The sequence below is a fragment of the Paenibacillus intestini genome, assembly GCF_030803945.1.
Taxonomy (GTDB): domain Bacteria; phylum Bacillota; class Bacilli; order Paenibacillales; family Paenibacillaceae; genus Paenibacillus; species Paenibacillus polysaccharolyticus.
Genome location: NZ_JAURUN010000008.1, coordinates 241,119 through 263,550 on the forward strand (window position 1 = coordinate 241,119; position 22,432 = coordinate 263,550).

Sequence of the window (22,432 nt, forward strand, 5' to 3'; positions counted from 1 at the left end):
TTTTTTTGTACAAGTGTTCCCAAAAAGAAATGGCTCCTATCATCCAAGCGATAGTGATACGTTTAAATAGTTGTAATGTGAAAGCCTGCCATACGTGGCGGGCTTTTTGCTTGCTCATGAATAAATTATCAAGCACAAATTCGTCTTGTTCCGTTTACGTCTCGTCGAAAAGGCTATACTACCAAGTATTAGCATGATTACAGATGAGAAGAAGGACAGAACAGGAGGATGTTGAGATATGGGTGAGTTTGGCATGGTATTCATGTTGATACAGTTATTTTTTGGCGTGGTGATCGGATTATACTTCTGGAACTTGCTACGAGGCCAGAAAACGAATCGAACTGCTGTTGAGCGTGAATCGCGAAAAGAACTGGAGAAGCTGCGCAAGCTACGTTCGATATCACTGACGAAGCCACTGGCGGAGAAGACACGTCCAGCCACCATTAACGATATTGTTGGGCAAAAAGACGGACTACGTGCACTCAAGGCCGCTTTATGTAGTGCCAATCCGCAACATGTGATTATATATGGCCCGCCGGGAGTAGGGAAAACGGCAGCCGCAAGGGTAGTGCTGGAAGAAGCGAAGAAAAACCCGACTTCTCCCTTCAAAGCCGATGCTAAATTTACGGAGCTGGATGCCACAACGGCTCGTTTTGATGAGCGAGGTATTGCGGACCCACTCATTGGTTCCGTTCATGATCCGATCTATCAGGGAGCAGGAGCTATGGGCGTGGCGGGAATTCCTCAACCGAAGCCGGGTGCGGTGACCAAGGCACATGGTGGTATGCTTTTTATTGATGAAATTGGAGAATTACATTCCATTCAGATGAATAAACTGCTCAAAGTGCTGGAAGACCGCAAGGTCTTTTTGGAAAGTGCGTACTATAACTCCGAAGACACGCATACTCCTGCTTATATCCATGATATTTTCCAGAATGGGTTGCCTGCTGATTTTCGTCTGGTTGGAGCAACGACACGTTCCCCGCATGAGCTTCCTCCTGCCTTACGTTCACGGTGTATGGAGGTCTATTTCCGTCCATTGTTACCAGAGGAGATTGGAAGGATTGCGGAAGATGCTGTTCAGAAAATCGGGTTCAGTCCTTGTCCGGATGCCGTTGATGTGGTCAAGCGATATGCGACCAATGGGCGTGAAGCGGTCAATATCATTCAGCTAGCCGCTGGACTTGCACTCACTGAAAAGCGTGAGACTCTTCAGGCTTCTGATGTCGAGTGGATTGCTGGGAGCAGTCAGATCCAGCCAAGGCCGGATCGTAAGGTGCCTTCACAGCCGCAGGTCGGGTTTGTCAATGGGCTCGCTGTTTACGGACCGAATATGGGTACCATTTTGGAGATTGAGGTGTCAGCGGTTCCTGCACCGAAAGACCAGGGCCGCATCAACATCACAGGCGTCGTGGATGAGGAAGAGATTGGAGGCGGTTCCCGTACACTACGGCGGAAAAGTATGGCTAAAGGTTCGGTTGAAAATGTGTTAACCGTCTTGAAAGCGATGGGTATCCGCACGAGTGATTATGATTTACATGTGAATTTTCCGGGAGGCACGCCGATTGATGGTCCATCGGCCGGAATTGCCATGGCTACAGCAATCGCTTCAGCCATTCAAGGACGCCCTGTAGACCACGAGATTGCTATGACAGGCGAGATTAGTATCCATGGCCGCGTTAAACCGATTGGCGGTGTACTGGCGAAGGTGGAGGCGGCTTTCCAGGCTGGGGCGAAGACGGTCATTATACCGGCGGAGAATTGGCAGTCCATTTTTGACAATCTGGATGGCTTGCGGGTGATCCCAGTAGATACGGTTCAGGATGTATTCCGTGAAGTCTTTGGTTGGGAACCGGGAGCGCAACAAGTGGAACAGCAGGTAGTTGCAGAAGAGACGGCATTACCTAAACCGGAGATCTTTCCTCCGGCATCCGCCTCCTTTTTAAGGGCAGAGTCACCTCGTCCAGGGCGAGTTACAGATTCGGGAAGCTGCTAAGCGCTTCCCTTCATTGGTTTTTTATGTGAACATTTGATAGAATAATGAATGACTACAACCTGAGAGCCATTGGAGGTGCGAAAGCGATGGGACCGAGCAAATCGAAAGGTCGTCGTTTTCCTTTACTGCCTTTAAGAGGACTTCTCGTCTACCCGAGTATGGTGCTGCATCTCGATGTGGGCCGGGAGAAATCGGTCAAGGCTTTAGAAAAAGCGATGGTAGAAGAACATTTGATTCTCCTATGTTCCCAAGCCGAGGTAAATATTGAGGAACCTACACGAGAGGATATTTTCCGCATTGGAACCGTAGCTAAGGTAAGACAGATGTTAAAGCTACCCAACGGAACGATCCGAGTACTTGTGGAAGGCTTGGAACGGGCTGAAATTATTGAATATACGGACAACGAAGAATACTACGAGGTGCTGGCGCTAGAACTGCCTGAGGAAGAGAACGCTCATCCCGAGACAGATGCCCTCATGCGTACCGTTCTGAACCAGTTCGAGAATTATATCAATCTGTCCAAAAAAGTAACCCCCGAGACACTCGCTGCCGTATCAGACATTGAAGAACCGGGGCGTCTTGCGGACGTTATTACAAGCCATTTGTCTCTGAAAATCAAGGACAAACAGGAAATTCTGGAGACCATCGACGTTCGGGAACGTCTGGAGAAACTGCTGGACATCCTGAATAATGAGCGTGAAGTGCTGGAGCTTGAACGCAAGATCAGCCAACGTGTAAAGAAACAGATGGAGAAAACCCAGAAAGAATACTATTTGCGTGAGCAGATGAAGGCGATTCAGAAGGAACTCGGTGAAAAAGAGGGCCGTGCGGGCGAAGTGGAAGAACTTCGTAATCAGATGGAAAGTCAGGGCCTGCCGGACAAGGTGAAGGAGAAGGTCGAGAAGGAAATTGATCGACTGGAGAAAATGCCTGCAAGTTCTGCCGAGGGTGGTGTCATCCGCAACTATGTGGATTGGCTACTTGCGTTACCTTGGAGCCAGGTGACGGATGATGATCTGGATATCCAGAAGGCCGAAGATGTGCTAAACGCCGACCATTACGGTCTGGAGAAACCCAAGGAACGTGTATTGGAGTATCTGGCCGTGCAGAAACTTGTCAAAAAACTCAAAGGTCCGATCCTTTGCCTAGTTGGCCCTCCAGGGGTAGGTAAAACCTCTCTGGCCCGTTCAATCGCAAGATCACTCGGTCGGGAATTTGTGCGTATCTCCCTCGGTGGCGTGCGAGATGAAGCAGAGATTCGTGGACACCGCCGTACCTACGTAGGTGCGATGCCTGGACGTATTATTCAGGGGATGAAAACAGCAGGATCGCTTAACCCTGTATTTTTGCTGGATGAGATCGACAAAATGGCTTCAGACTTCCGTGGAGACCCTTCGTCTGCATTGCTGGAGGTGTTGGATCCGGAGCAGAACAATACGTTTAGTGATCACTTTGTGGAGTTGCCTTTTGACTTATCTAACGTTATGTTCATAACTACTGCGAACACGGTGCACAACATTCCGCGTCCATTATTGGATCGTATGGAAATGCTGAATATTCCGGGTTACACCGAGCTGGAGAAGTTGCAAATATCCAAAAACTATTTGCTTCCCAAACAGAAGAAGGATCACGGTCTCGAAGAAGACCAACTGGAAGTGCCAGAGGATAGCTTGCTAAAAGTCATTCGTGAGTATACGCGTGAATCGGGTGTGAGAAATCTGGAACAGCAAATGGCATCACTTTGCCGGAAGGCGGCTAAAAATATCGTATCCGGTGTAGAGGGTCAGATCGTGATCTCGCCGGATGATGTTAAGGACTATCTCGGTCCGGGCAAATTCCGCTATGGCATGGCTGAGCTGGAAGATCAGATTGGTACGGTGACCGGGCTTGCATGGACTGAGGTGGGCGGAGACACGCTTGTGATCGAAGTAACCGTGGTGCCGGGAACAGGCAAGCTGACGCTTACGGGTAAGCTCGGAGACGTTATGAAAGAATCTGCTCAGGCAGCTTTCAGTTATACACGTTCGAAAGCAGCACAGCTCGGCATTGCGTCTGATTTCCATGAGAAGAACGACATTCACATCCACGTACCGGAAGGTGCCATCCCTAAAGACGGCCCATCAGCCGGTATTACGATGGCAACAGCCTTGATCTCAGCTCTGACGAATAAACATGTGTCGAAAGACATTGCTATGACAGGTGAAATTACATTACGCGGACGGGTGTTGCCGATTGGCGGCTTGAAAGAAAAGTCACTTGCAGCCCACCGTGCGGGTTACAAAAAAATATTGTTACCTAAGGATAACGAAAGAGATCTGCGCGACATTCCGGATAGCATCAAGGAAGATGTGGAATTTGTGCCCGTAGCTCATATGGATCAGGTGTTGCAGCATGCTCTTGTGGAACAGGCAGGCATTCATCTGTAACCGACACTTATCCGCAAAGATTAAATGGAGAGTAGACCGTTCGGCGGGGGCTTCGGCGTCCGCTTGAACGGTTTTTTTCGTGATAATCTGATGTTTTTCGAGTACAAAAGTTGTTTTTTTGGGTACAGGAGAGGTTTTTTTTGATATGATAGAAGGAATGATGGCATAATACGGGATGAAAATGTGGAAATGTTATGCTTGCAAGACAGGAGTTTAAGAGAGGAAAGATGCAATTTGAAAGTCAATCAATCTGAATTTATAATTAGTGCCGTTCGGCCTGAACAATATCCAGATGACGGTCTGCCGGAGATTGCCCTGGCGGGGCGCTCCAATGTGGGCAAGTCATCACTGATCAACCGATTGATCAATCGTAAAAATCTGGCGCGTACAAGTTCAACTCCGGGTAAAACCCAGCAACTGAACTATTATAAGATCAATCAGGATCTGTATTTCGTCGATTTTCCGGGTTACGGGTACGCCAAAGTATCCAAAGAGCAACGTTTTGCCTGGGGTAAAATGATGGAAAAGTACTTGCTACAACGGGATGAATTGAAGCTTGTGATGCAGATGGTGGACATGAGACATGAGCCATCCAAGGATGACAAAATGATGAATGAATGGCTACGCCATCATGGTCTGCCGCTGGTCGTTGTGGCTACGAAAATGGACAAGATTCCCAAGACACGCAGAGCCAAGCACATTAAAGTCATCAAGGAAGCACTGGGTCTTCGATCAGGCGACTTGTTTGTCCCTTTTTCATCCGAGGAAGGTCTGGGCAAGGAAGAACTGTGGGATATTATTACCCGCCACGCCCGCGTAGACAAGTACGCACCAGTTGAAGAAGAGGCGGATCACGAGGCTGGAGAAACTGTTCAAACAGCTGGGGATGACAATTACTAACCTATAATATTTGAAACAACACATCATGTATCCCGCACCTAGATAGTCATGGAATGATTCCATGACTATTTGTTATAAGCAGTCTTGAACAGGTTTGCAGAAATCTCCGTTTTCTCAAATATTCACTATTCGTTCCATATAACGAATAAGGGTGTACATTCGTGAGACACTACAATATATCACAATGCATATGATAATCATCATGTTGATTTCATAAACATTTCATAAAAATGGGCGAGTGATGGACTTGATGTGTGATATAATTAACTATGTCAATCTGAACTGGATAGAGATATACAGTAAGCACTTTGATTGGAAATTTATTAGGCAGGTGAACTTGCAATGCACATCGTTGTTGTTGGTTTGAATTATCGCACGGCGCCTGTAGAGGTCAGAGAACGATTCACATTTGCAGAAAAGGACTTGTCTGAAGCGCTGCAGCAGCTCAAGCTGACCAAGAGTGTATTGGAAGGTGTAATCGTAGCCACTTGTAATCGTACGGAATTGTACGTTGTGGTCGACCGTCTTCACATGTGCGGTTATTTTATTCGAACATTCATGGAGCAATGGTTTAACGTTCCGCGGGAAGAATTTACGCAACACTTATATATATATGAGGATGATCAAGCCATGCGCCATCTGTTCCGGGTCATTTGCGGACTGGATTCGATGGTCATTGGAGAGACTCAGATTCTCGGCCAAGTGAAACAGGCTTTTTTCAAAGCACAGGAAGAGAAAGCTACCGGAACTTGGTTTAACCAATTGTTTAAACAGGCGGTTACCTTGGGCAAGCGGGCACATTCGGAAACTTCCATCGGGGAGAGTGCCGTTTCTGTCAGCTATGCTGCGGTTGAACTGGGCAAGCGGATTTTTGGTATGTTTACAGACAAAAAGGTACTTATTTTGGGTGCCGGCAAAATGAGTGAACTTACCGTAAAACATCTGTATGCCAACGGTGCATCTGAAGTTATCGTGGCCAACCGGACGCTTGCCAGAGCCGAGGAACTTGCCAGCAAATTCCGGGGAACGCCGTGTACGATGGAGCAGGCACTCACGAGACTGGGTGAAGTAGACATCGTCATCAGCTCTACAGGAGCAGAACGTTATATTCTCGATGCAGGTATTGTCCGGGAGAGCATGAAGCGCCGGCAAGCACGTCCGCTGTTCCTGATTGATATTGCCGTACCACGCGATATTGATCCGGCAATTGGCGAAATCTCTAACGTATTTCTCTACGATATTGATGATCTGGAAGGCATTGTGGAGAGCAATCTGGAGATGCGTAAGGTCGAAGCTGCGAAGATTGAGAGAATGATCGAACTGGAGATGGAAGATTATTACCAGTGGCTCAGAACACTCGGCGTTCGCCCAGTTATTCGGGCGTTGCAAGAGAAGGGCGTATCCATTCATGAAGAAACAATGGATAGTCTGTTCAACAAGCTTCCGGAGCTGGATGAGCATCAGCGTAAAGTCATTCGTCGTTTGACAAAAAGCATTGTCAACCAAATGACAACCGATCCGATTAATCGGATTAAGGAAATGGCAGGTACGAAGCAAGGTGATGAAGCACTGCGCATGTTTACGCAGATTTTCGCGCTGGAGGATGCAGTGGAAGTGGCTGCAGAAAAAGTGAATCAGAGCGATGCAACAGCTCTGGGCAAACCAGCGATTCACCTGAACGAAAACCGGCAAGACCCCGTGCCGGCTTATGTCCCGGCAGGCGTATAAGGCAGGTGGGCAACTTGACCCTTGCTGAACAAGTCTATGAAGCTTTAATTTATATGTATGCCCTGAGCCTACTGTTCTATTTCTCGGACTGCATTCGACGCAATGCGGGGGCGAAGCGGACAGGCACAGGGTTTCTTGTTGTTGTTTGGGGACTGCAAGTGACCCATGTTATCATGCGAATGTGGGCTGAAGGTCACTTCCCGATCTATACTACATTTGATTTTTTGTTTATTTTTTCGTTCAGCATTGTGCTGATGTCATTGATTATGACCCGGGTTCAACGCTCAGAGTTTGTTATCCTGCTACTCAATATCGTTGGATTCTCGGTAACGGTTTTGAACCGGTTGTGGTTTACAGCGGGCGAAATCTCGTTGCACAACTGGCAGACGGTTCACGGTTTGTTAATTATGCACATTACACTGGCTAATCTGGGCTTTGCAGCTTTAACGGTTGCTTCGGTCTTTGCGTTGTTGTACCTGTTCTTGCACCATAAGTTGAAAAACAAAAAATGGAATGATACGGTACGGCGTTTACCCAGCTTGGAGGTCATTGGAAAATATATGGATGGTGCCACATTGATTGGTACTCCGCTTCTGGGAGTATCCGTTGTACTGGCTGTATTGTCCATCGTTGCGGAACGACGGTGGCATCTGTTGCTTGATCTGAAGGTGATTGCGACGGGTCTCGCGATTGCCATCTATGTTGGTTATTTCGTAGTCAAGAGAAGAAAGCAATTTTCGATGATGATCATGTCCAGATGGACATTGATTGGATATGCACTTGTCATCATGAGCTTTTTATCCAATGCGTATTCGGCGTTTCATCGCTGGACGGGAGAGTGAAGGATATGGAACACTACACGCCGATTTATGTAAATACTTCAGACAAATCTGTTCTCGTGATCGGTGGAGGACGTGTTGCTGAGCGTAAAGTAAGAGGATTGTTGCAGACTGAGGTCCGAATTACGGTCGTCAGCCCTCTGCTTACGCCCACTCTCGAACAATTGCATCAGGAATCCCGAATCGAGTGGATAGCCCGGTCCTACCGCAATGGAGATTTGCGGGGGGCCTTTCTCGTATATGCAGCAACGGACGATCCGCATGTTAATTATGCAGTAGTTCAAGAAGCTGAAACTGGGGCAATACTGGTGAACGATGCGATGTCTTCCGGTAATAGCAGTTTTATTACGCCGAGTGTGGTTAGACGAGGGCGGTTAAGCATTGCCATCTCGACTGCCGGTGCAGGACCTGCCGCGGCGGCCGAGATTCGTGCTTTGCTTGAACAACAGTTTGGAGATGAATACGAGACGTATCTTGATTTTTTACATCAGATGAGAATGGAGATTAAATCTCGCGGGCTGCCTCCAACTGTAAGAAGTACGCTACTGCGCCGTCTAACGGAAATGGACATTTTGGATACGATACGAACGGGTCAGTTTGAGTGGTGGAGCGAAGAAAAAATCGGGAACTGGATATCCCGTAATCAGGAGGAAATGTAGATATGCGGACAATTAAAGTGGGCAGCAGACAAAGCGCTCTGGCACTAACCCAGACCGGCTATGTGATTCAGGACCTACGCAATATTTGTGAGCGGGAAGGTTTAGCTTTTGACTTTGAGGTACATAAGATCGTGACAAAGGGAGATCTCATTCTGGATGTGACTTTGTCCAAAGTAGGTGGTAAAGGTTTGTTTGTTAAAGAGATTGAACAGGCAATGCTTGATCACACCATCGATATGGCCGTGCACAGTATGAAGGACATGCCTTCCGAGCTTCCTGAAGGGCTTGTTAACGGTGCCGTTCCCCGTCGAGCTGATCCTCGGGATGCGTTAGTCTCTCGCGGCGGGCTTACGCTGGATCAACTCCCAGAGGGTGCCCGGGTTGGAACAAGCAGTCTGCGGAGATCAAGTCAGTTGAAGGCGTACCGACCTGATCTTCAGCTGGAATCGATTCGTGGCAATATCGACTCACGTCTGCGGAAGCTCGAAACCGAAGGCCTGGACGCCATTATTTTGGCAGCAGCAGGCTTGTATCGGATGGGCTGGGAGGATCGAATTACCGAATATTTGTCTGAGGAAGCCTGCCTTCCTGCTGTAGGCCAAGGCGCTCTTGGCATTGAGTGCCGTGAGGATGACGAGGAGCTACTACATTTGCTCACCCTCTATAACGATCCAGCAACAGCTGCGCCGGTCATGGCAGAGCGTCGTTTCCTGAGTGTCTTAAACGGAGGGTGCCAGGTGCCGATCGGCGCACATGCGGTGTGGATGCCAGGAGATGATTCCCTGAACAGTGAAAACAAGTTACAATTAACGGGAATGGTTGGGATGCCGGATGGCAGGCTGATTTTGAAAGAAACATTGAGCGGCAAAGATCCGGTTCGCCTGGGAGAAGAAGTGGCTTGGAAGTTAATTGATCGCGGGGCTGAACAGATACTGGCAGAAGTTAGGGGATGAAGGCATGGCGGGGAAAGTCTTTTTGGTAGGTGCGGGTCCTGGGGATGCAAGGCTGATTACGGTAAAAGGTTGGGAAAGCATAGGCAAGGCTGACGCCGTGGTTTATGATCGACTCGCGAGTCCGCGATTGTTGAAACTGATGAAACCCGGTGCAGTCAAAATTTATGTGGGGAAACGACCGGATCGACATACGATGAAACAGGAAGAGATTAACCAGCTACTTGTGGATTTGGCGCTTGAAGGCAAAGTGGTTGTGCGTTTGAAAGGCGGAGATCCGACCATATTCGGACGGGTAGGGGAAGAGGCAGAGTTGCTGCACAAAAACGGTATTCCGTTTGAGATTGTACCTGGAGTAACCGCAGCCATCAGCGTGCCGGCATATGCAGGTATTCCGGTGACACATAGGGATTATGCTTCCTCCATCTCGATCATTACCGGACATGAAAGTCCAGACAAGCTGGATCGCAGTATTCAATGGGATAAAGTAACCAACGCTACGGGCACACTGGTGTTTATGATGGGGGTTGCCAAGATCGGCTATATTAGCGAACAGCTCATTCGTCATGGCCGTCCGGCCAGCACACCTGTGGCGCTTGTACGTTGGGGAACTCGGGCGGAACAGGATACCATCACGGGAACGCTGGAAAATATCGAAGCCAAAGTCATTGCGGCGAATTTTCAGCCACCAGCTGTCATCGTTGTTGGAGATGTGGTCAACCAGCGGGAGCAATTGAAATGGGCAGAGGTGCTGCCGCTGTTTGGCAAACGAATTCTGGTTACCCGTGCTCGCAGTCAGGCGAGTGAACTGGTGAATCGCATTGAAGAACTCGGTGGTGAACCCTATGAGTTCCCAGTCATTGAGACGGTTATGCCGTCTAGTGAATCCTCCAAACAAAGTGTCAAAGATGCGCTGCATGCGTTAAATACGTTTGATTGGGTCTTTTTCACAAGTGTCAATGGCGTGGAGTTTTTCTTCCGTCATCTGGAAAACGAAGGTAAGGACATTCGCTCGCTTCATCAGGCGAGAATTGCAGCAGTAGGACCATCTACGGCAGAAGCACTGCGCAAGCACGGTATTGCACCCGAAGTTGTCAAAGGGCCTTTTCAGGCGGAAGGCATGCTTGAAGCATTTGAAAGTGAGTTGAAGGCAGGCCAGAACGTGCTGATTCCACACGGTGATCTCGCACGGTCGTGGTTGCCGGAGCAATTGTCAGCACGCGGACTGCACGTTACCGAGGCGATCATCTATGACACCATTCTTGCAGGTGAGGATGATGATGAATTACTTAAGCTTCTTGAAGAGGGCGGTATTCATGCAGTGACCTTTACAAGCTCATCCACCGTGAAAAACTTCATGAAGATGCTGAAACGAATGGGTGTGGAAGATCCGTTGCCGTTGCTGAAGGGAGTAGAGGTTGCTTGTATTGGTCCGGTTACCGCGAAGACTGCGGAGGCTGCCGGACTGGAGGTTACTCTTATGGCGAAAGAAGCGACAATGACTAGCTTGATCGATGTTTTGTGTGAGTGGAAACGTGCTGGCAGTGTCGGTATTGTCAACAATTAAGTTGGACTAGCTTCGGCTGAACATATGAAGCGTGCTGAATTCGAGAAGAACCAGCGCGCTTCCCTTTTTACAAAATGAAATTCTAGGAGGTAAAAGATAGATGGGTTTTCCAATCGTACGTCATCGCCGTTTACGTCAATCGGCAGGTATTCGCAACATGGTAAGAGAGACACACTTGACTGTGGATGATTTTATTCAACCGATCTATGTCACATACGGTGAAAATGTAAAGTCCGAGATTAAATCGATGCCGGGTGTATTCCGTTTCTCGCTGGACCGTCTGCAGGAAGAAGTCACGGAAATCGCAGAGCTTGGCATTCCGGCTGTACTGCTGTTCGGGATTCCGGAAACAAAAGACAGTGTAGGTTCATCCGGTTTTGCAGAGGATGGCATTGTGCAGGAAGCGACGAGATTGATCAAATCCTGGTACCCCGAATTGCTGGTGATTGCAGACACTTGTCTATGTGAATTCACCGATCATGGTCACTGCGGAATGGTGCACACTACGGAGATTGATGGACATATCTGCGGCGATGTTCTGAATGACGAGTCCTTGGAACTGCTGGTGAAAACGGCCGTATCGCAAGCGAAGGCAGGCGCAGATATTATCGCACCGTCTAATATGATGGATGGATTTGTACAGGCTATTCGTGCAGGGCTGGATGAGAATGGATTTAATCATATTCCGATTATGTCTTATTCCGTCAAATACGCTTCAGCATTTTATGGCCCGTTCCGTGAAGCAGCAGATTCCACACCGCAATTCGGAGACCGGAAATCCTATCAGATGGACCCGGCGAATGCTCGAGAAGCGTTGCGCGAAGCGGAAACGGATGTGCTGGAGGGAGCGGACATGCTGATGGTGAAACCATCACTTTCCTATCTCGATATTATGCGTACCATCAAGGATCAGTTTGATCTTCCGCTCGTTGCTTATAATGTAAGCGGGGAGTATGCAATGGTGAAGGCGGCCGCAATTCAAGGATGGATTGATGAGAAAAAGGTGGCCATGGAAATCTTGCTCAGCATGAAACGTGCCGGGGCAGATATGATTATTACGTATTACGCCAAAGATGCATCAAGATGGCTGGCTGAAAAGTAAACCAATGACTACCAACGAGTAACCATATATGTTCTTTATCTATGCCAATAAAACCTATAGACCTTGCTTTTTTAGAGAGTGGTGCGGCAGACTATGTAAGTTGAACAGATCATTTACACTGAAACGGAGAGGGCAGCTTGAGTTCAACTTATCTAGTCATTAAATGCATCAGTCTCTCTGCAAGCGAGGCCTTTACAATAAGGAGGATGTTCATTGACTGCACAACAAGGCAATCGTCGCAATGATGAGCGCTCACGCAGCGCATTTGAGGAAGCCAAGCAGTACATACCTGGAGGAGTGAATAGTCCGGTTCGGGCATTCAAATCTGTCGGACTCACACCGATCTATGTCGAACGCGGTGAGGGCTCCAAAATCTACGATATTGATGGCAATGTGTTCATTGATTACGTAGGTTCATGGGGCCCGCTGATTATGGGACATGCTCATCCTGAAGTTGTGGAAGCACTCCGGGAGACAGCTCTTAAGGGCACAAGTTTCGGTGCACCAACCCTGCTTGAGACAGAGATGGCAAAGCTGGTGTGCGAGCGTGTGCCTTCCATCGATATCGTGCGCATGGTGAATTCCGGTACGGAAGCAACGATGAGTGCCATTCGATTGGCGCGCGGGTCAACGGGACGTAGTAAAATTTTGAAATTTGAAGGTTCCTACCATGGCCATGCCGACAGTTTGCTGATCAAAGCTGGATCAGGGGTAGCCACCCTGGGATTGCCGGACAGTCCTGGAGTGCCCGAAGGTGTGGCCGTGAATACAATCACGGTTCCTTACAATGATCTGCAGTCCGTGCGTCTTGCCTTTGAACGATACGGAGAAGAAATTGCGGGTGTAATCGTGGAGCCAGTTGCTGGCAATATGGGTGTCGTACCTCCAGCTGCCGGTTTTCTGGAAGGATTGCGTAGTGTGACTACGGAGTATGGAAGCCTGCTCATCTTTGATGAGGTGATGACGGGTTTCCGTGTAGGACTTCACTGTGCACAAGGTCGTTTTGGCGTTACACCGGATTTAACGTGTCTGGGTAAAGTTATCGGCGGCGGTCTTCCTGTAGGAGCATATGGCGGTCGCCGAGATCTGATGGAACAGATTGCGCCGACAGGCCCAATCTATCAGGCGGGTACACTAAGTGGTAATCCGCTGGCTATGGCTGCAGGTTATACGACGCTGAAACTTTTGACACCGGAAGTTTATGATCGTTTGGAGATGTTGTCTGCACGTTTGCAGGCTGGATTCGAGAAAAATGCAGCAGAAGCAGGTGTGGCGGTAACAATTAACCGTGTCGGTTCAATGGTGTGCCCATTCTTCAGTGCTGTACCGGTAACGAATTATGATATTGCCAAAGAAAGCAACCTGGATCAGTTCCGCCGTTATTTTGCAGCGATGATTGATCAAGGCGTTAGCGTGGCGCCGTCCCAGTATGAAGGGATGTTTGTGTCCGGTGTGCATACGGAGCAGGATATCGAGGATACCATTGAGGCCAACCGTAAGGCTTTGCAGTCGCTATGAGTATAAAAAGCTGGAAACGTCGCGGTCAATGGCTTGAGCTGATGCCAGGCAAGGCGGTGACTGGAAAAGAGGACAGACAAGCTGCTGCTGAACAGTGGCTCCTGTCTGAACTCAAGTTCCCGGAGAAGTTGCTGCGTCAGCTCAAGGCAACCCAGGGAGTACAGCTAGCAGGGGACCGGCTTCGGCTGGCCCTTTTTGCTGTGCAACCGCTGGGTGTGGAGACACGCTGGGCTGATCTGGATGTATTGTATGAGGATGATTTCTGTCTCGTCGTGCACAAACCGGCCGGTATGAAGCTTCATCCGGATGGAAGTCGTGAAGAACAGGTCGTTACGCTGGATCATGCGGTAGCTTCGTATTATGAGATCAATGGGATCGAGACCAGTGTACGTCATGTTCATCGTCTGGATGAAGATACGACCGGTCCTGTTTTATATGCCAAAAATGCTTTTGCGCTCGCGAAACTGGATGAAGCGATGCGTCTCAAAGCAATTGATCGTCAGTATGTTGCTATCACAGGCGGACAAGTACCCAGTGATCTCCGCAAGATTGATGCGCCGATTGGTAAGGACAGGCACCACAAGCAACGCAGACGTGTCTCCGAAGGAGGCCAGGATGCAATTACTCATGTGGACATCGTGCATGTATGGGAGAGGGCAACGCTGGTACGTCTGAAGCTGGAAACAGGGCGTACACACCAGATTCGCGTGCATCTCAGCTATGCTGGCTACCCTCTTGTCGGTGACAAACTGTACGGGGGGCGTTCGGACATCATAGGCAGGCAGGCATTGCATGGCGAAGTGCTGAGCTTTAACCATCCATTAACCGGAGCCTTAATTGAAGTACAAGACCCCTGGCCAGCGGATTTTGAACAATTGGCAGCGAGGGAGAGTCATAGCGTAGAAGGACAGACCTGATTTACTGGGTCTGTTTTTTTGTTTTTGGCTTTCTAAGGTGTTTAAAAAGTGTATCAAACAGAACGGGCTTTTTTAACAAAGGTGGCATGCCCACCCTAGTTCAGGCATATAGATGGGTAACGAAGGATTGGACCATGGATCAGTCCCATGAGAAGGATCATGGTGAACATATGCCGAAAGGAGGACGCCACCTTTGTTGAATCAACCATACGGTTTGCGGTTCGATATTTATGAGCGCGTTCATTTGTCTGAGGGAGTGCCTGCCATTGAGGAATTGGAGGAAATTGAACTCTATCCGCGTATTCAGGTGATTGGACAGGACGACCATGCCACCTTGAGGGGGCATCTGCTACTTACAGGAACATACCGGGGGGAGAGCGAGGATTCGGAGGAATTAAAGCATTTTATTCCAGTCGAAATTACCGTGCCATTGAACCGGGTTAGATCCATTGATGATATTTCAATCGAGATTGAAAATTTTGATGTAGACCTGTTATCCAGTCGAAGTCTGAACATTACAGGTGTACTGTCCCTGCGAGGGATTGAAGGTTTCCCGGTCGAGGAGCCACAAGTGTGGTCGGCAGATGAATTCACGGTTGTTCATTCCCCCGAGGCTCAGCCTGACAGCAGAGAGAACGAATTGAGTCAGACAGAGCAGTCCGAGCTGTTGGAGCTGTCGGAACAAGCCGGGTTGCGTAACGAAGAGCAAGAGCTGGCGAATGCGGCTGAGCTTGTTGCATATGGTTCTCCGGAATCTGCTGATTTGTCGCCAAGAAGTGAACAGCAATCAGGGTATGAAGAACTATCGCAAGCCTACTGGAACCAGTCATCTGCCGAGCCACTACCATCTGATGTTGCTTCAACGGATGAATCGGATGAAAATAGATTGCCTGATTCAGATGAGGGGATTGTACCATCACAGGCATCACATGAAATGCATGAAGTCCCTTCTCCAATCTCGTCATTCATGGCTGAAACGGCTGACAGACTAGCTTCTTATCCTGAAGCGGAGCCATTGCTTCCGATAGAAGATGAAGCCTCAGCATGGTCTGAACCTTCGGTAAATAGTGTATCCGAAAATTCAGGATTATGGAGTTCAGAGGCTTCTGAGCAGGCGCGTTCTGAAGCAGCTTGGAAACCTCTTGAAGAGACCACGCCTGAGGTATGGCACTTTGAAGAAGCGCGGTCAAGTGGTTCGCAAGAAGAGCAGTTCATTTCGAATGCTGTGGCACAGCCGCAGACCGAGAACTGGCAAGATGTATTTGCTGGATCTGAACCGGCTCAGCCCGAAGAAGATCGGCCTTCACTGGAAGTGGCAGAGGAAGCCTCGCTGTTACAGAATGAGGAATTCCTCCCTGAGGCAATAGCTGAGGCGGAAGACAAGCCAGAGCTTAAGGTTGCTTTTGGTAGCAAGAAAGAATCGTCACGAAGAGAAGAAGAAGGCGTGGGCATTTCTTCTCTGTTATCATCCGGCCGGGCCGTCCGTGAAGTTGAGGGTGAACGCAGTGAGGAGGTTTCAGATGGAGTTGTTTCGGAAGAGGATCGTCAGGCAGAAGATGTAGAATGGAAAAATCTGTTCCTGGGTACGATTGTGGATCAGACGCCATTCCGCAAAGTCAAGCTGTGCATCGTACAGCGCGAAGAAACACTCGATGCCATTGCAGACAGATATCAGCTTAGCACCAGGGAGCTTCAGTTATATAATCGATTAACTGAACAGGTTGTTGAAGAAGGACAGATTCTATATATTCCTTAGTCACTGGGTTCAGGATACCGTATCCTATAAAACAGCCCGTAATTCCTCATAGGAATTGCGGGTTGTACCTGTTTTTGAACATTTTGGTTGTCTAATAACCTCGTTCCGCTGTTGTCAGGTTGACTATCACGCACGAGCAAGGTATGATGTGTTTAGGATTTTTTGAATAATGACGTGGATCGGGAGTAGTAGACAGTATGACCTTTCAGAGAGTGGGATCGATGCGCTGTGAGATTCCGCAGGAACCAACTGATCGAAGTCGCCCGGGAGTTGCCTGTTTGAGTACTGGAGGTGGATGTAATACATTCATTAACCTCGGAGGTAGGATAGGCCGGTCGCAGCCGTTATCTGCTTGAAGTGTCACGCCGTCCGATTGAGAGCATGAACCATGATCTCTGTTATCAGCGTGAAACAAAGGTGGTACCGCGAAAGCTAACCTTTCGTCCTTTGATGGATGAAAGGTTTTTTTGTTTTTTTAGCGATGAAGATGACGTAACGGAGGAATGAAACATGTCTGAACAAAAAAAAGCAACAACTGAAATGCCGACGACTTACGACCCGAAGGCGGCAGAAGATAAATGGTACTCCACCTGGACGGAGCGCGGGTATTTCCAAGCGGGTAAACGCAAGGATGCCGAGCCATATACCATTGTAATTCCACCTCCGAACGTAACGGGGATGCTTCACATCGGTCATGCACTTGACTTTACCCTACAGGATATCCTTATTCGTACAAAACGGATGCAGGGATATGACGCACTTTGGCTACCGGGTTCTGACCACGCAGGGATTGCGACCCAGACGAAAGTGGAACAGAAGCTGCGTGAAGATGGATTAACGCGTTATGATCTGGGACGTGAGAAGTTTCTGGAGAAAGTCTGGGATTGGAAAGACCAGTACGCTACAACCATTCGTCAGCAATGGGGCAAAATGGGTCTGTCTCTCGACTACTCCCGTGAACGTTTTACGCTGGATGAAGGTCTATCCAAAGCGGTGCGTAAAGTATTTGTGCAGTTATATGAGAAAGGACTTATTTATCGCGGTAAACGTATCATTAACTGGGATCCGGTGAATCGTACTGCGCTCTCGGATATTGAGGTTGAATATAAGGAAGTTCAGGGTCATCTCTATCATCTGCGTTATCCGCTCAAAGACGGGAGTGGTCACATTACTGTGGCAACGACACGTCCGGAAACGATGCTGGGTGATTCTGCTGTTGCCGTTCATCCTAAAGATGAACGTTATGCAGACATGATCGGTAAAACACTCGTATTGCCTATCATCGGTCGTGAGATTCCAGTCATTGCGGATGACTACGTAGACAAAGAGTTCGGTAGCGGTGCAGTGAAAATCACACCTGCGCATGATCCGAATGACTTTGAAGTAGGTTTACGTCATGACTTGCCTCAAATTACCGTTATGGATGAAAGTGGAACAATGAATGCGGAAGCTGGCAAATATCAGGGGCTGGATCGTAGCGAATGCCGCAAACAGATCGTGGCTGATCTGAAAGAACAAGGTGTCCTGATTAATATTGAAGATCATATGCACCAGGTTGGACACAGTGAGCGCACCGGAGCAGTAGTGGAGCCTTACTTGTCCACACAATGGTTCGTAGAGATGAAACCACTCGCGGAGAGAGCAATCAAAAAGCAGCAAAGCGGCGAAGGGGTTAACTTTGTTCCGGATCGTTTTGAGAAAACGTATCTGAACTGGATTGAAAACGTTCGTGACTGGTGTATTTCCCGTCAACTGTGGTGGGGACATCGTATTCCTGCTTGGTACGACGAAGAAACAGGTGAAGTGATTGTATCCGCAGAAGATCCAACAACATTGCCTGAATATGCAGGGCGCAAGCTGAAACAGGATGAGGACGTTCTGGATACGTGGTTTAGCTCGGCACTATGGCCGTTCTCTACATTGGGCTGGCCTGAAAATACAGATGATCTGAAGCGTTATTATCCAACAAATGTACTCGTTACAGGTTATGACATCATTTATTTCTGGGTGGCGCGTATGATCTTCACTGCCCTGGAATTTACGGATGAAATTCCGTTCAAGGATGTACTGATGCACGGTCTTGTACGTGACGCTGATGGACGTAAGATGTCCAAGTCTCTTGGGAACGGTGTAGACCCGCTGGATGTTATCGAGAAGTACGGTGCAGATGCGATGCGTTACATGATCTCGACCAGCAGTACTCCGGGACAGGATTTGCGTTTCCGCTGGGAGCGGGTCGAGCAGGCTCGTAACTTCGCCAACAAAATCTGGAATGCTTCCCGCTTTGCGTTGATGAATCTGGAAGGTTTCACTTATGAAGATCGTGACATCAGCGGTGAGCTTGGAACAGCGGATTATTGGATTTTGCATCGCCTCAACGAAACTTCCCGAGATATTACGCGTCTAATCGATGCGTATGAGTTTGGGGAAACAGGGCGTGTATTGTACAACTTTATCTGGGATGATCTGTGTGACTGGTACATCGAATTCGCCAAGCTGTCATTCTACGGAGAAGATCCGGTTGCGAAAAAGAAAACACAATCGGTGCTGGCCTACGTGCTGGATCAGACCATGCGCCTGATTCATCCGTTCATGCCATACATCTCGGAAGAGATCTGGCAACATCTTCCTCATGAGGGAGAGACCATTACACTTGCTTCCTGGCCAGTATACGACCCTGCGCTGGAGAATCCGGGAGCTGTTGCGGAGATGAACTTGCTGATGGATACCATTCGCGCTGTTCGGAACATCCGTGCCGAAGTGAATGTGCCGATGAGCAAAAAGATCGAATTAATGGTCAAAGCGAACAGTGAAGAAGCATCTAGTATTATCGAACGCAACAGTCATTACATCAAACGCTTCTGTAATACATCCGAATTCGAGAGCGGATTGGATCTGAGTTCACCAGACAAAGCCATGACAGCGATCATCACGGGAGCGGAATTGTACTTGCCGCTCGCAGGTCTGATTGATATTGAGCAGGAAGTAGCTCGTCTGGAGAAAGAACTTCAGAACCTTGAAGGTGAAGTACTCCGTGTAGAGAAAAAACTGGCGAATGAGGGATTCGTAGCGAAGGCTCCTGCTAAAGTTATCGAGGAAGAACGCGCTAAACAAGCGGATTATTCGGATAAACGGGATAAAGTCATCGCACGAATCAAAGAGCTCAAAGGTTAATATCAAAAAGAGTCGGATGGAACGCTTTTGGCGCCATCCGGCTGCTTTTTTCAATCTTCAATCAAACAGGGAACTGAAGGTGAATCAGATGACGGAATTAAACGGGACAGATAAAGCTACTCCTTTACAGACGTATGATGAGGCCGTGGATTGGATCAATGGCCTTATTCCTTTTGGTATCAGGCCTGGGCTTGAACGTATTGAAAGCCTGATGTCACAGCTTGGCAATCCGCACCAACGGCTCAAATTCATTCATGTCGCGGGAACGAACGGTAAAGGTTCGACTTGCGCTTTTTTGACGTCAGTACTGCTTCAAGCGGGATATGACGTTGGAACGTTTACATCACCTTATATCACCAAGTTTACAAACCGTTTTCAATATAACGGTGAAGACATCCCAGAAGAGACATTGTTAAAGCTGTCGAATCGTTTGCTTCCTCTCGTAAAAGAAATGGCGTCAACACCGCTCGGATCACCGACGATGTTTGAAGTATCGACGGCACTGGCACTGCTATATTACGCGGAAGAGTGTTACCCCGATATTGTAGTATGGGAGACTGGGCTTGGGGGAAGGATGGACGTAACGAATATTGTTACTCCCGTTGTGTCCGTCATCACCAATATCGGTATGGATCATACGGATATCCTTGGAGATACCGTTGAGCAGATTGCACATGAAAAGGCGGGCATCATTAAGCCGGGTGTACCCGTTGTAACCTGTGCCGTACAACCTGAAGCCGTAAAGGTCATTCAGGAGAGAGCGAAGCGATTGCGATCAACGGTGTACTTGGCTGGGGACCAATTTTCATACCAAAGGCTTGAAAGTAGCAAGGATGGACAAACGCTTCAGTTCTCCGGTCCATTCCGTGATCTGAATATTCACATTCGTATGCAAGGTGTATATCAATGTGATAATGCTGTTGCTGCATTAATGTCTCTTGAATTACTAAGACAATATATGGCATTTATGCTGGATGAAGACGATATTAAACTTGGTTTTGAGAATGCCTTCTGGGCGGGAAGATTTGAGAAAGTCAGTGACAATCCACTGATTGTACTCGATGGAGCGCATAATCCTGAAGGGGCAGAATCGCTTGCCAAGAGCATTATCGACGGTTATCCCCAAAAAAAGTTAATTTTGATGATGGGTATGCTGGCGAATAAGCATCACGAAGCATATTTGCAGCATATACTGCCACTAGTGGATACGCTGATCCTGACCGAGCCAGATTTCCGCCGTAAAATGGCTGCAACCGAATTGTTGCAGATTGTCGAACGGGTACGTCCCGCCATTGCGAAGCAGGAACTGGATATCATCGTCGAGCCGAACTGGGCAAAGGCACTTGATCTATTGAAGTCACGGACGGAAGCGGAGGATCTGGGGGTGGTTTCCGGCACGCTTTATCTGATTGCGGACGTGCGGGCGGCCCTTTTGCATCAAACCGATTCTGAAAAAGGTTGGTGAAAGTTTTGTTAAACACATCGGAACATGTTCATTTTATAGGGATTGGCGGTTATGGCATGAGTGCCATCGCCCGGGTTATGCTGGAGATGGGATATACCGTTACCGGATCGGATGTCGCTTCACAGGAGTTGACAGAGAAGTTGGCAGCCAAAGGGGCGAAAATATATATTGGACATACCGCGGAGCATGTGAACGGAGCGGATCTTGTCGTTTACTCTACAGCAGCTCCTGCGGATAATGTGGAACGTGTAGCTGCGGAGCAGCTAAACATACCTATCCTTCATCGCGCTCAAATGCTGGCACGTTTGTTAAACGAGCGCAAAGGCGTGGCCGTTGCAGGTGCGCATGGCAAAACGACAACTTCTTCCATGATCGCACTGGTTATGGAGCAATGTGAAATAGATCCTACCTATATTATAGGTGGAGAAATCATGAATTTGGGAACCAATGCCAAAGCAGGTCAAGGCGAGTGGGTTGTCGCGGAAGCGGACGAGAGCGATGGCTCTTTTTTACAGTACCATCCTTGGCTTGGCATCGTAACGAACATTGAAGCTGACCATCTAGAGAATTATAACAGTGACTTCGAGGAACTAAAGAAAGCCTATGTACAGTTCCTCAGTCAGATTCGTCCAGAGGGCACAGCCATTGTATGCGCTGATGATGAAAATGTGCAGGCTATTTTGCCGCATCTCAAGTCTCGCATTACAACTTACGGCATCGAGCAGGTTGCTGATTACACAGCTACAGATATCGTTCTCGGGGATCGCCGTATCTCGTTCACCATGAATCATCGAGGTACAGCGATGGGAACAGTGGAGTTGTCAGTACCTGGTAAACACAACGTCTACAATGCGATGGCTACGGTTATTACCTGTCTTGAAGCAGGCATTCCGTTTGAGAAGATTACAGCAGCGATCGTGCAATTCCATGGGGCGAAACGCAGATTTCAGGTGTTGGGTGAGGCGCGTGATATGCTCATTATCGACGATTACGCTCATCACCCTACAGAAATTGAAGCTACAATTAGTGCGGCGAAAGCGACAGGTAAACGAATAATTGCTGTATTTCAGCCACAGCGTTATACAAGGACATTTTTCCTGCTGGATGCGTTCAGCCGGGCTTTTGCCGAGGCGGATGAGGTGCTGATTACCGATATCTATTCTCCTGCCGGTGAAAAGCAGATTGAAGGTGTCCACTCCGCAAGACTCGTTGAACTGATCGTACAGAACAGCAATGCATCAGCAAGATACCTGCCGACCAAAGAGGAAGTTGTGGCTGATCTAGAGCCGCGGCTACAACCAGGAGATCTTGTGCTTACGATGGGCGCAGGGGATATTTGGAAAGTGGGCGATATACTCGCCAAAGGTTTGAAATAATTTTGTGATTTCAAAATGATGCAAGTTGAACTTAGGGATCAACAAATTGGGGAACAATC

At 48.4% G+C, this 22,432-nt stretch carries 15 protein-coding genes and 1 other annotated feature; all 15 genes read left to right on the forward strand.

The genetic code is table 11. From position 1 onward, the window contains the following. The first annotated feature begins 238 nt into the window (after positions 1–238). The 15 genes from lonB to murC all read left to right on the forward strand — a co-directional run bounded on the left by lonB (position 239) and on the right by murC (position 22,373). Positions 239–1,996, forward strand: a complete 1,758-nt coding sequence (gene lonB, locus J2T16_RS20755; RefSeq protein WP_499019157.1) for an ATP-dependent protease LonB — start codon at positions 239–241, stop codon at positions 1,994–1,996. An 86-nt stretch (positions 1,997–2,082) separates the two neighbouring features. Further along, positions 2,083–4,422 carry an endopeptidase La gene (gene lon / locus J2T16_RS20760; RefSeq protein WP_499019158.1) on the forward strand — a complete coding sequence of 780 codons (2,340 nt, stop codon included), beginning with the start codon at positions 2,083–2,085 and terminating at the stop codon, positions 4,420–4,422. Between the two features lie 234 nt (positions 4,423–4,656). Then, positions 4,657–5,322: a ribosome biogenesis GTP-binding protein YihA/YsxC gene (yihA, locus tag J2T16_RS20765; RefSeq protein WP_221786602.1), complete on the forward strand. Its 666-nt coding sequence runs from the start codon at positions 4,657–4,659 to the stop codon at positions 5,320–5,322. A 342-nt stretch (positions 5,323–5,664) separates the two neighbouring features. After that, positions 5,665–7,050: a glutamyl-tRNA reductase gene (gene hemA / locus J2T16_RS20770; RefSeq protein ID WP_090919132.1), complete on the forward strand. Its 1,386-nt coding sequence runs from the start codon at positions 5,665–5,667 to the stop codon at positions 7,048–7,050. 14 nt (positions 7,051–7,064) lie between these two features. Further along, positions 7,065–7,892 carry a cytochrome c biogenesis protein CcsA gene (gene ccsA, locus J2T16_RS20775; RefSeq protein WP_373323281.1) on the forward strand — a complete coding sequence of 276 codons (828 nt, stop codon included), beginning with the start codon at positions 7,065–7,067 and terminating at the stop codon, positions 7,890–7,892. Between the two features lie 5 nt (positions 7,893–7,897). Next, positions 7,898–8,548: a precorrin-2 dehydrogenase/sirohydrochlorin ferrochelatase family protein gene (locus J2T16_RS20780; RefSeq protein ID WP_499019159.1), complete on the forward strand. Its 651-nt coding sequence runs from the start codon at positions 7,898–7,900 to the stop codon at positions 8,546–8,548. 2 nt (positions 8,549–8,550) lie between these two features. Then, the gene (gene hemC / locus J2T16_RS20785) at positions 8,551–9,501 is read left to right on the forward strand and encodes a hydroxymethylbilane synthase (protein ID WP_154960637.1); all 951 of its coding nucleotides are present in this window, start codon (positions 8,551–8,553) and stop codon (positions 9,499–9,501) included. Between the two features lie 4 nt (positions 9,502–9,505). Continuing rightward, complete coding sequence (gene cobA, locus J2T16_RS20790) at positions 9,506–11,065, forward strand: uroporphyrinogen-III C-methyltransferase (RefSeq protein WP_253491734.1); 1,560 nt, start codon at positions 9,506–9,508, stop codon at positions 11,063–11,065. Positions 11,066–11,165: 100 nt separating this feature from the next. Next, entirely contained in the window at positions 11,166–12,167 is a 1,002-nt protein-coding gene (gene hemB / locus J2T16_RS20795; protein ID WP_090919123.1) for a porphobilinogen synthase, read from the forward strand. Positions 12,168–12,380: 213 nt separating this feature from the next. Further along, positions 12,381–13,685, forward strand: coding sequence for a glutamate-1-semialdehyde 2,1-aminomutase (gene hemL, locus J2T16_RS20800; RefSeq protein ID WP_154960640.1), 1,305 nt, complete (start codon positions 12,381–12,383; stop codon positions 13,683–13,685). Continuing rightward, positions 13,682–14,602, forward strand: a complete 921-nt coding sequence (locus J2T16_RS20805) for an RluA family pseudouridine synthase (protein ID WP_154890969.1) — start codon at positions 13,682–13,684, stop codon at positions 14,600–14,602. The genes hemL and J2T16_RS20805 overlap by 4 nt, the downstream gene beginning before the upstream one ends. Before the next feature lie 193 nt (positions 14,603–14,795). Continuing rightward, complete coding sequence (locus J2T16_RS20810) at positions 14,796–16,358, forward strand: LysM peptidoglycan-binding domain-containing protein (RefSeq protein ID WP_221786611.1); 1,563 nt, start codon at positions 14,796–14,798, stop codon at positions 16,356–16,358. Between the two features lie 166 nt (positions 16,359–16,524). Continuing rightward, positions 16,525–16,809: a binding site (T-box leader), on the forward strand. A gap of 59 nt (positions 16,810–16,868) precedes the next feature. Then, complete coding sequence (locus J2T16_RS20815; protein WP_154890967.1) at positions 16,869–19,532, forward strand: valine--tRNA ligase; 2,664 nt, start codon at positions 16,869–16,871, stop codon at positions 19,530–19,532. Between the two features lie 88 nt (positions 19,533–19,620). Beyond that, entirely contained in the window at positions 19,621–20,997 is a 1,377-nt protein-coding gene (locus tag J2T16_RS20820; protein WP_090919739.1) for a bifunctional folylpolyglutamate synthase/dihydrofolate synthase, read from the forward strand. A gap of 5 nt (positions 20,998–21,002) precedes the next feature. Then, entirely contained in the window at positions 21,003–22,373 is a 1,371-nt protein-coding gene (murC, locus tag J2T16_RS20825) for a UDP-N-acetylmuramate--L-alanine ligase (protein ID WP_090919112.1), read from the forward strand. Positions 22,374–22,432: the final 59 nt, after the last annotated feature.

Bases quoted from the DNA above. Each gene is read 5' to 3' on its own strand.
- lonB (WP_499019157.1), top strand. From the start codon at position 239: ATGGGTGAGTTTGGCATGGTATTCATGTTGATACAGTTATTTTTTGGC.
- lon (WP_499019158.1), top strand. From the start codon at position 2,083: ATGGGACCGAGCAAATCGAAAGGTCGTCGTTTTCCTTTACTGCCTTTA.
- hemA (WP_090919132.1), top strand. From the start codon at position 5,665: ATGCACATCGTTGTTGTTGGTTTGAATTATCGCACGGCGCCTGTAGAG.
- J2T16_RS20780 (WP_499019159.1), top strand. From the start codon at position 7,898: ATGGAACACTACACGCCGATTTATGTAAATACTTCAGACAAATCTGTT.
- hemC (WP_154960637.1), top strand. From the start codon at position 8,551: ATGCGGACAATTAAAGTGGGCAGCAGACAAAGCGCTCTGGCACTAACC.
- cobA (WP_253491734.1), top strand. From the start codon at position 9,506: ATGGCGGGGAAAGTCTTTTTGGTAGGTGCGGGTCCTGGGGATGCAAGG.
- hemB (WP_090919123.1), top strand. From the start codon at position 11,166: ATGGGTTTTCCAATCGTACGTCATCGCCGTTTACGTCAATCGGCAGGT.
- J2T16_RS20805 (WP_154890969.1), top strand. From the start codon at position 13,682: ATGAGTATAAAAAGCTGGAAACGTCGCGGTCAATGGCTTGAGCTGATG.
- J2T16_RS20815 (WP_154890967.1), top strand. From the start codon at position 16,869: ATGTCTGAACAAAAAAAAGCAACAACTGAAATGCCGACGACTTACGAC.
- J2T16_RS20820 (WP_090919739.1), top strand. From the start codon at position 19,621: ATGACGGAATTAAACGGGACAGATAAAGCTACTCCTTTACAGACGTAT.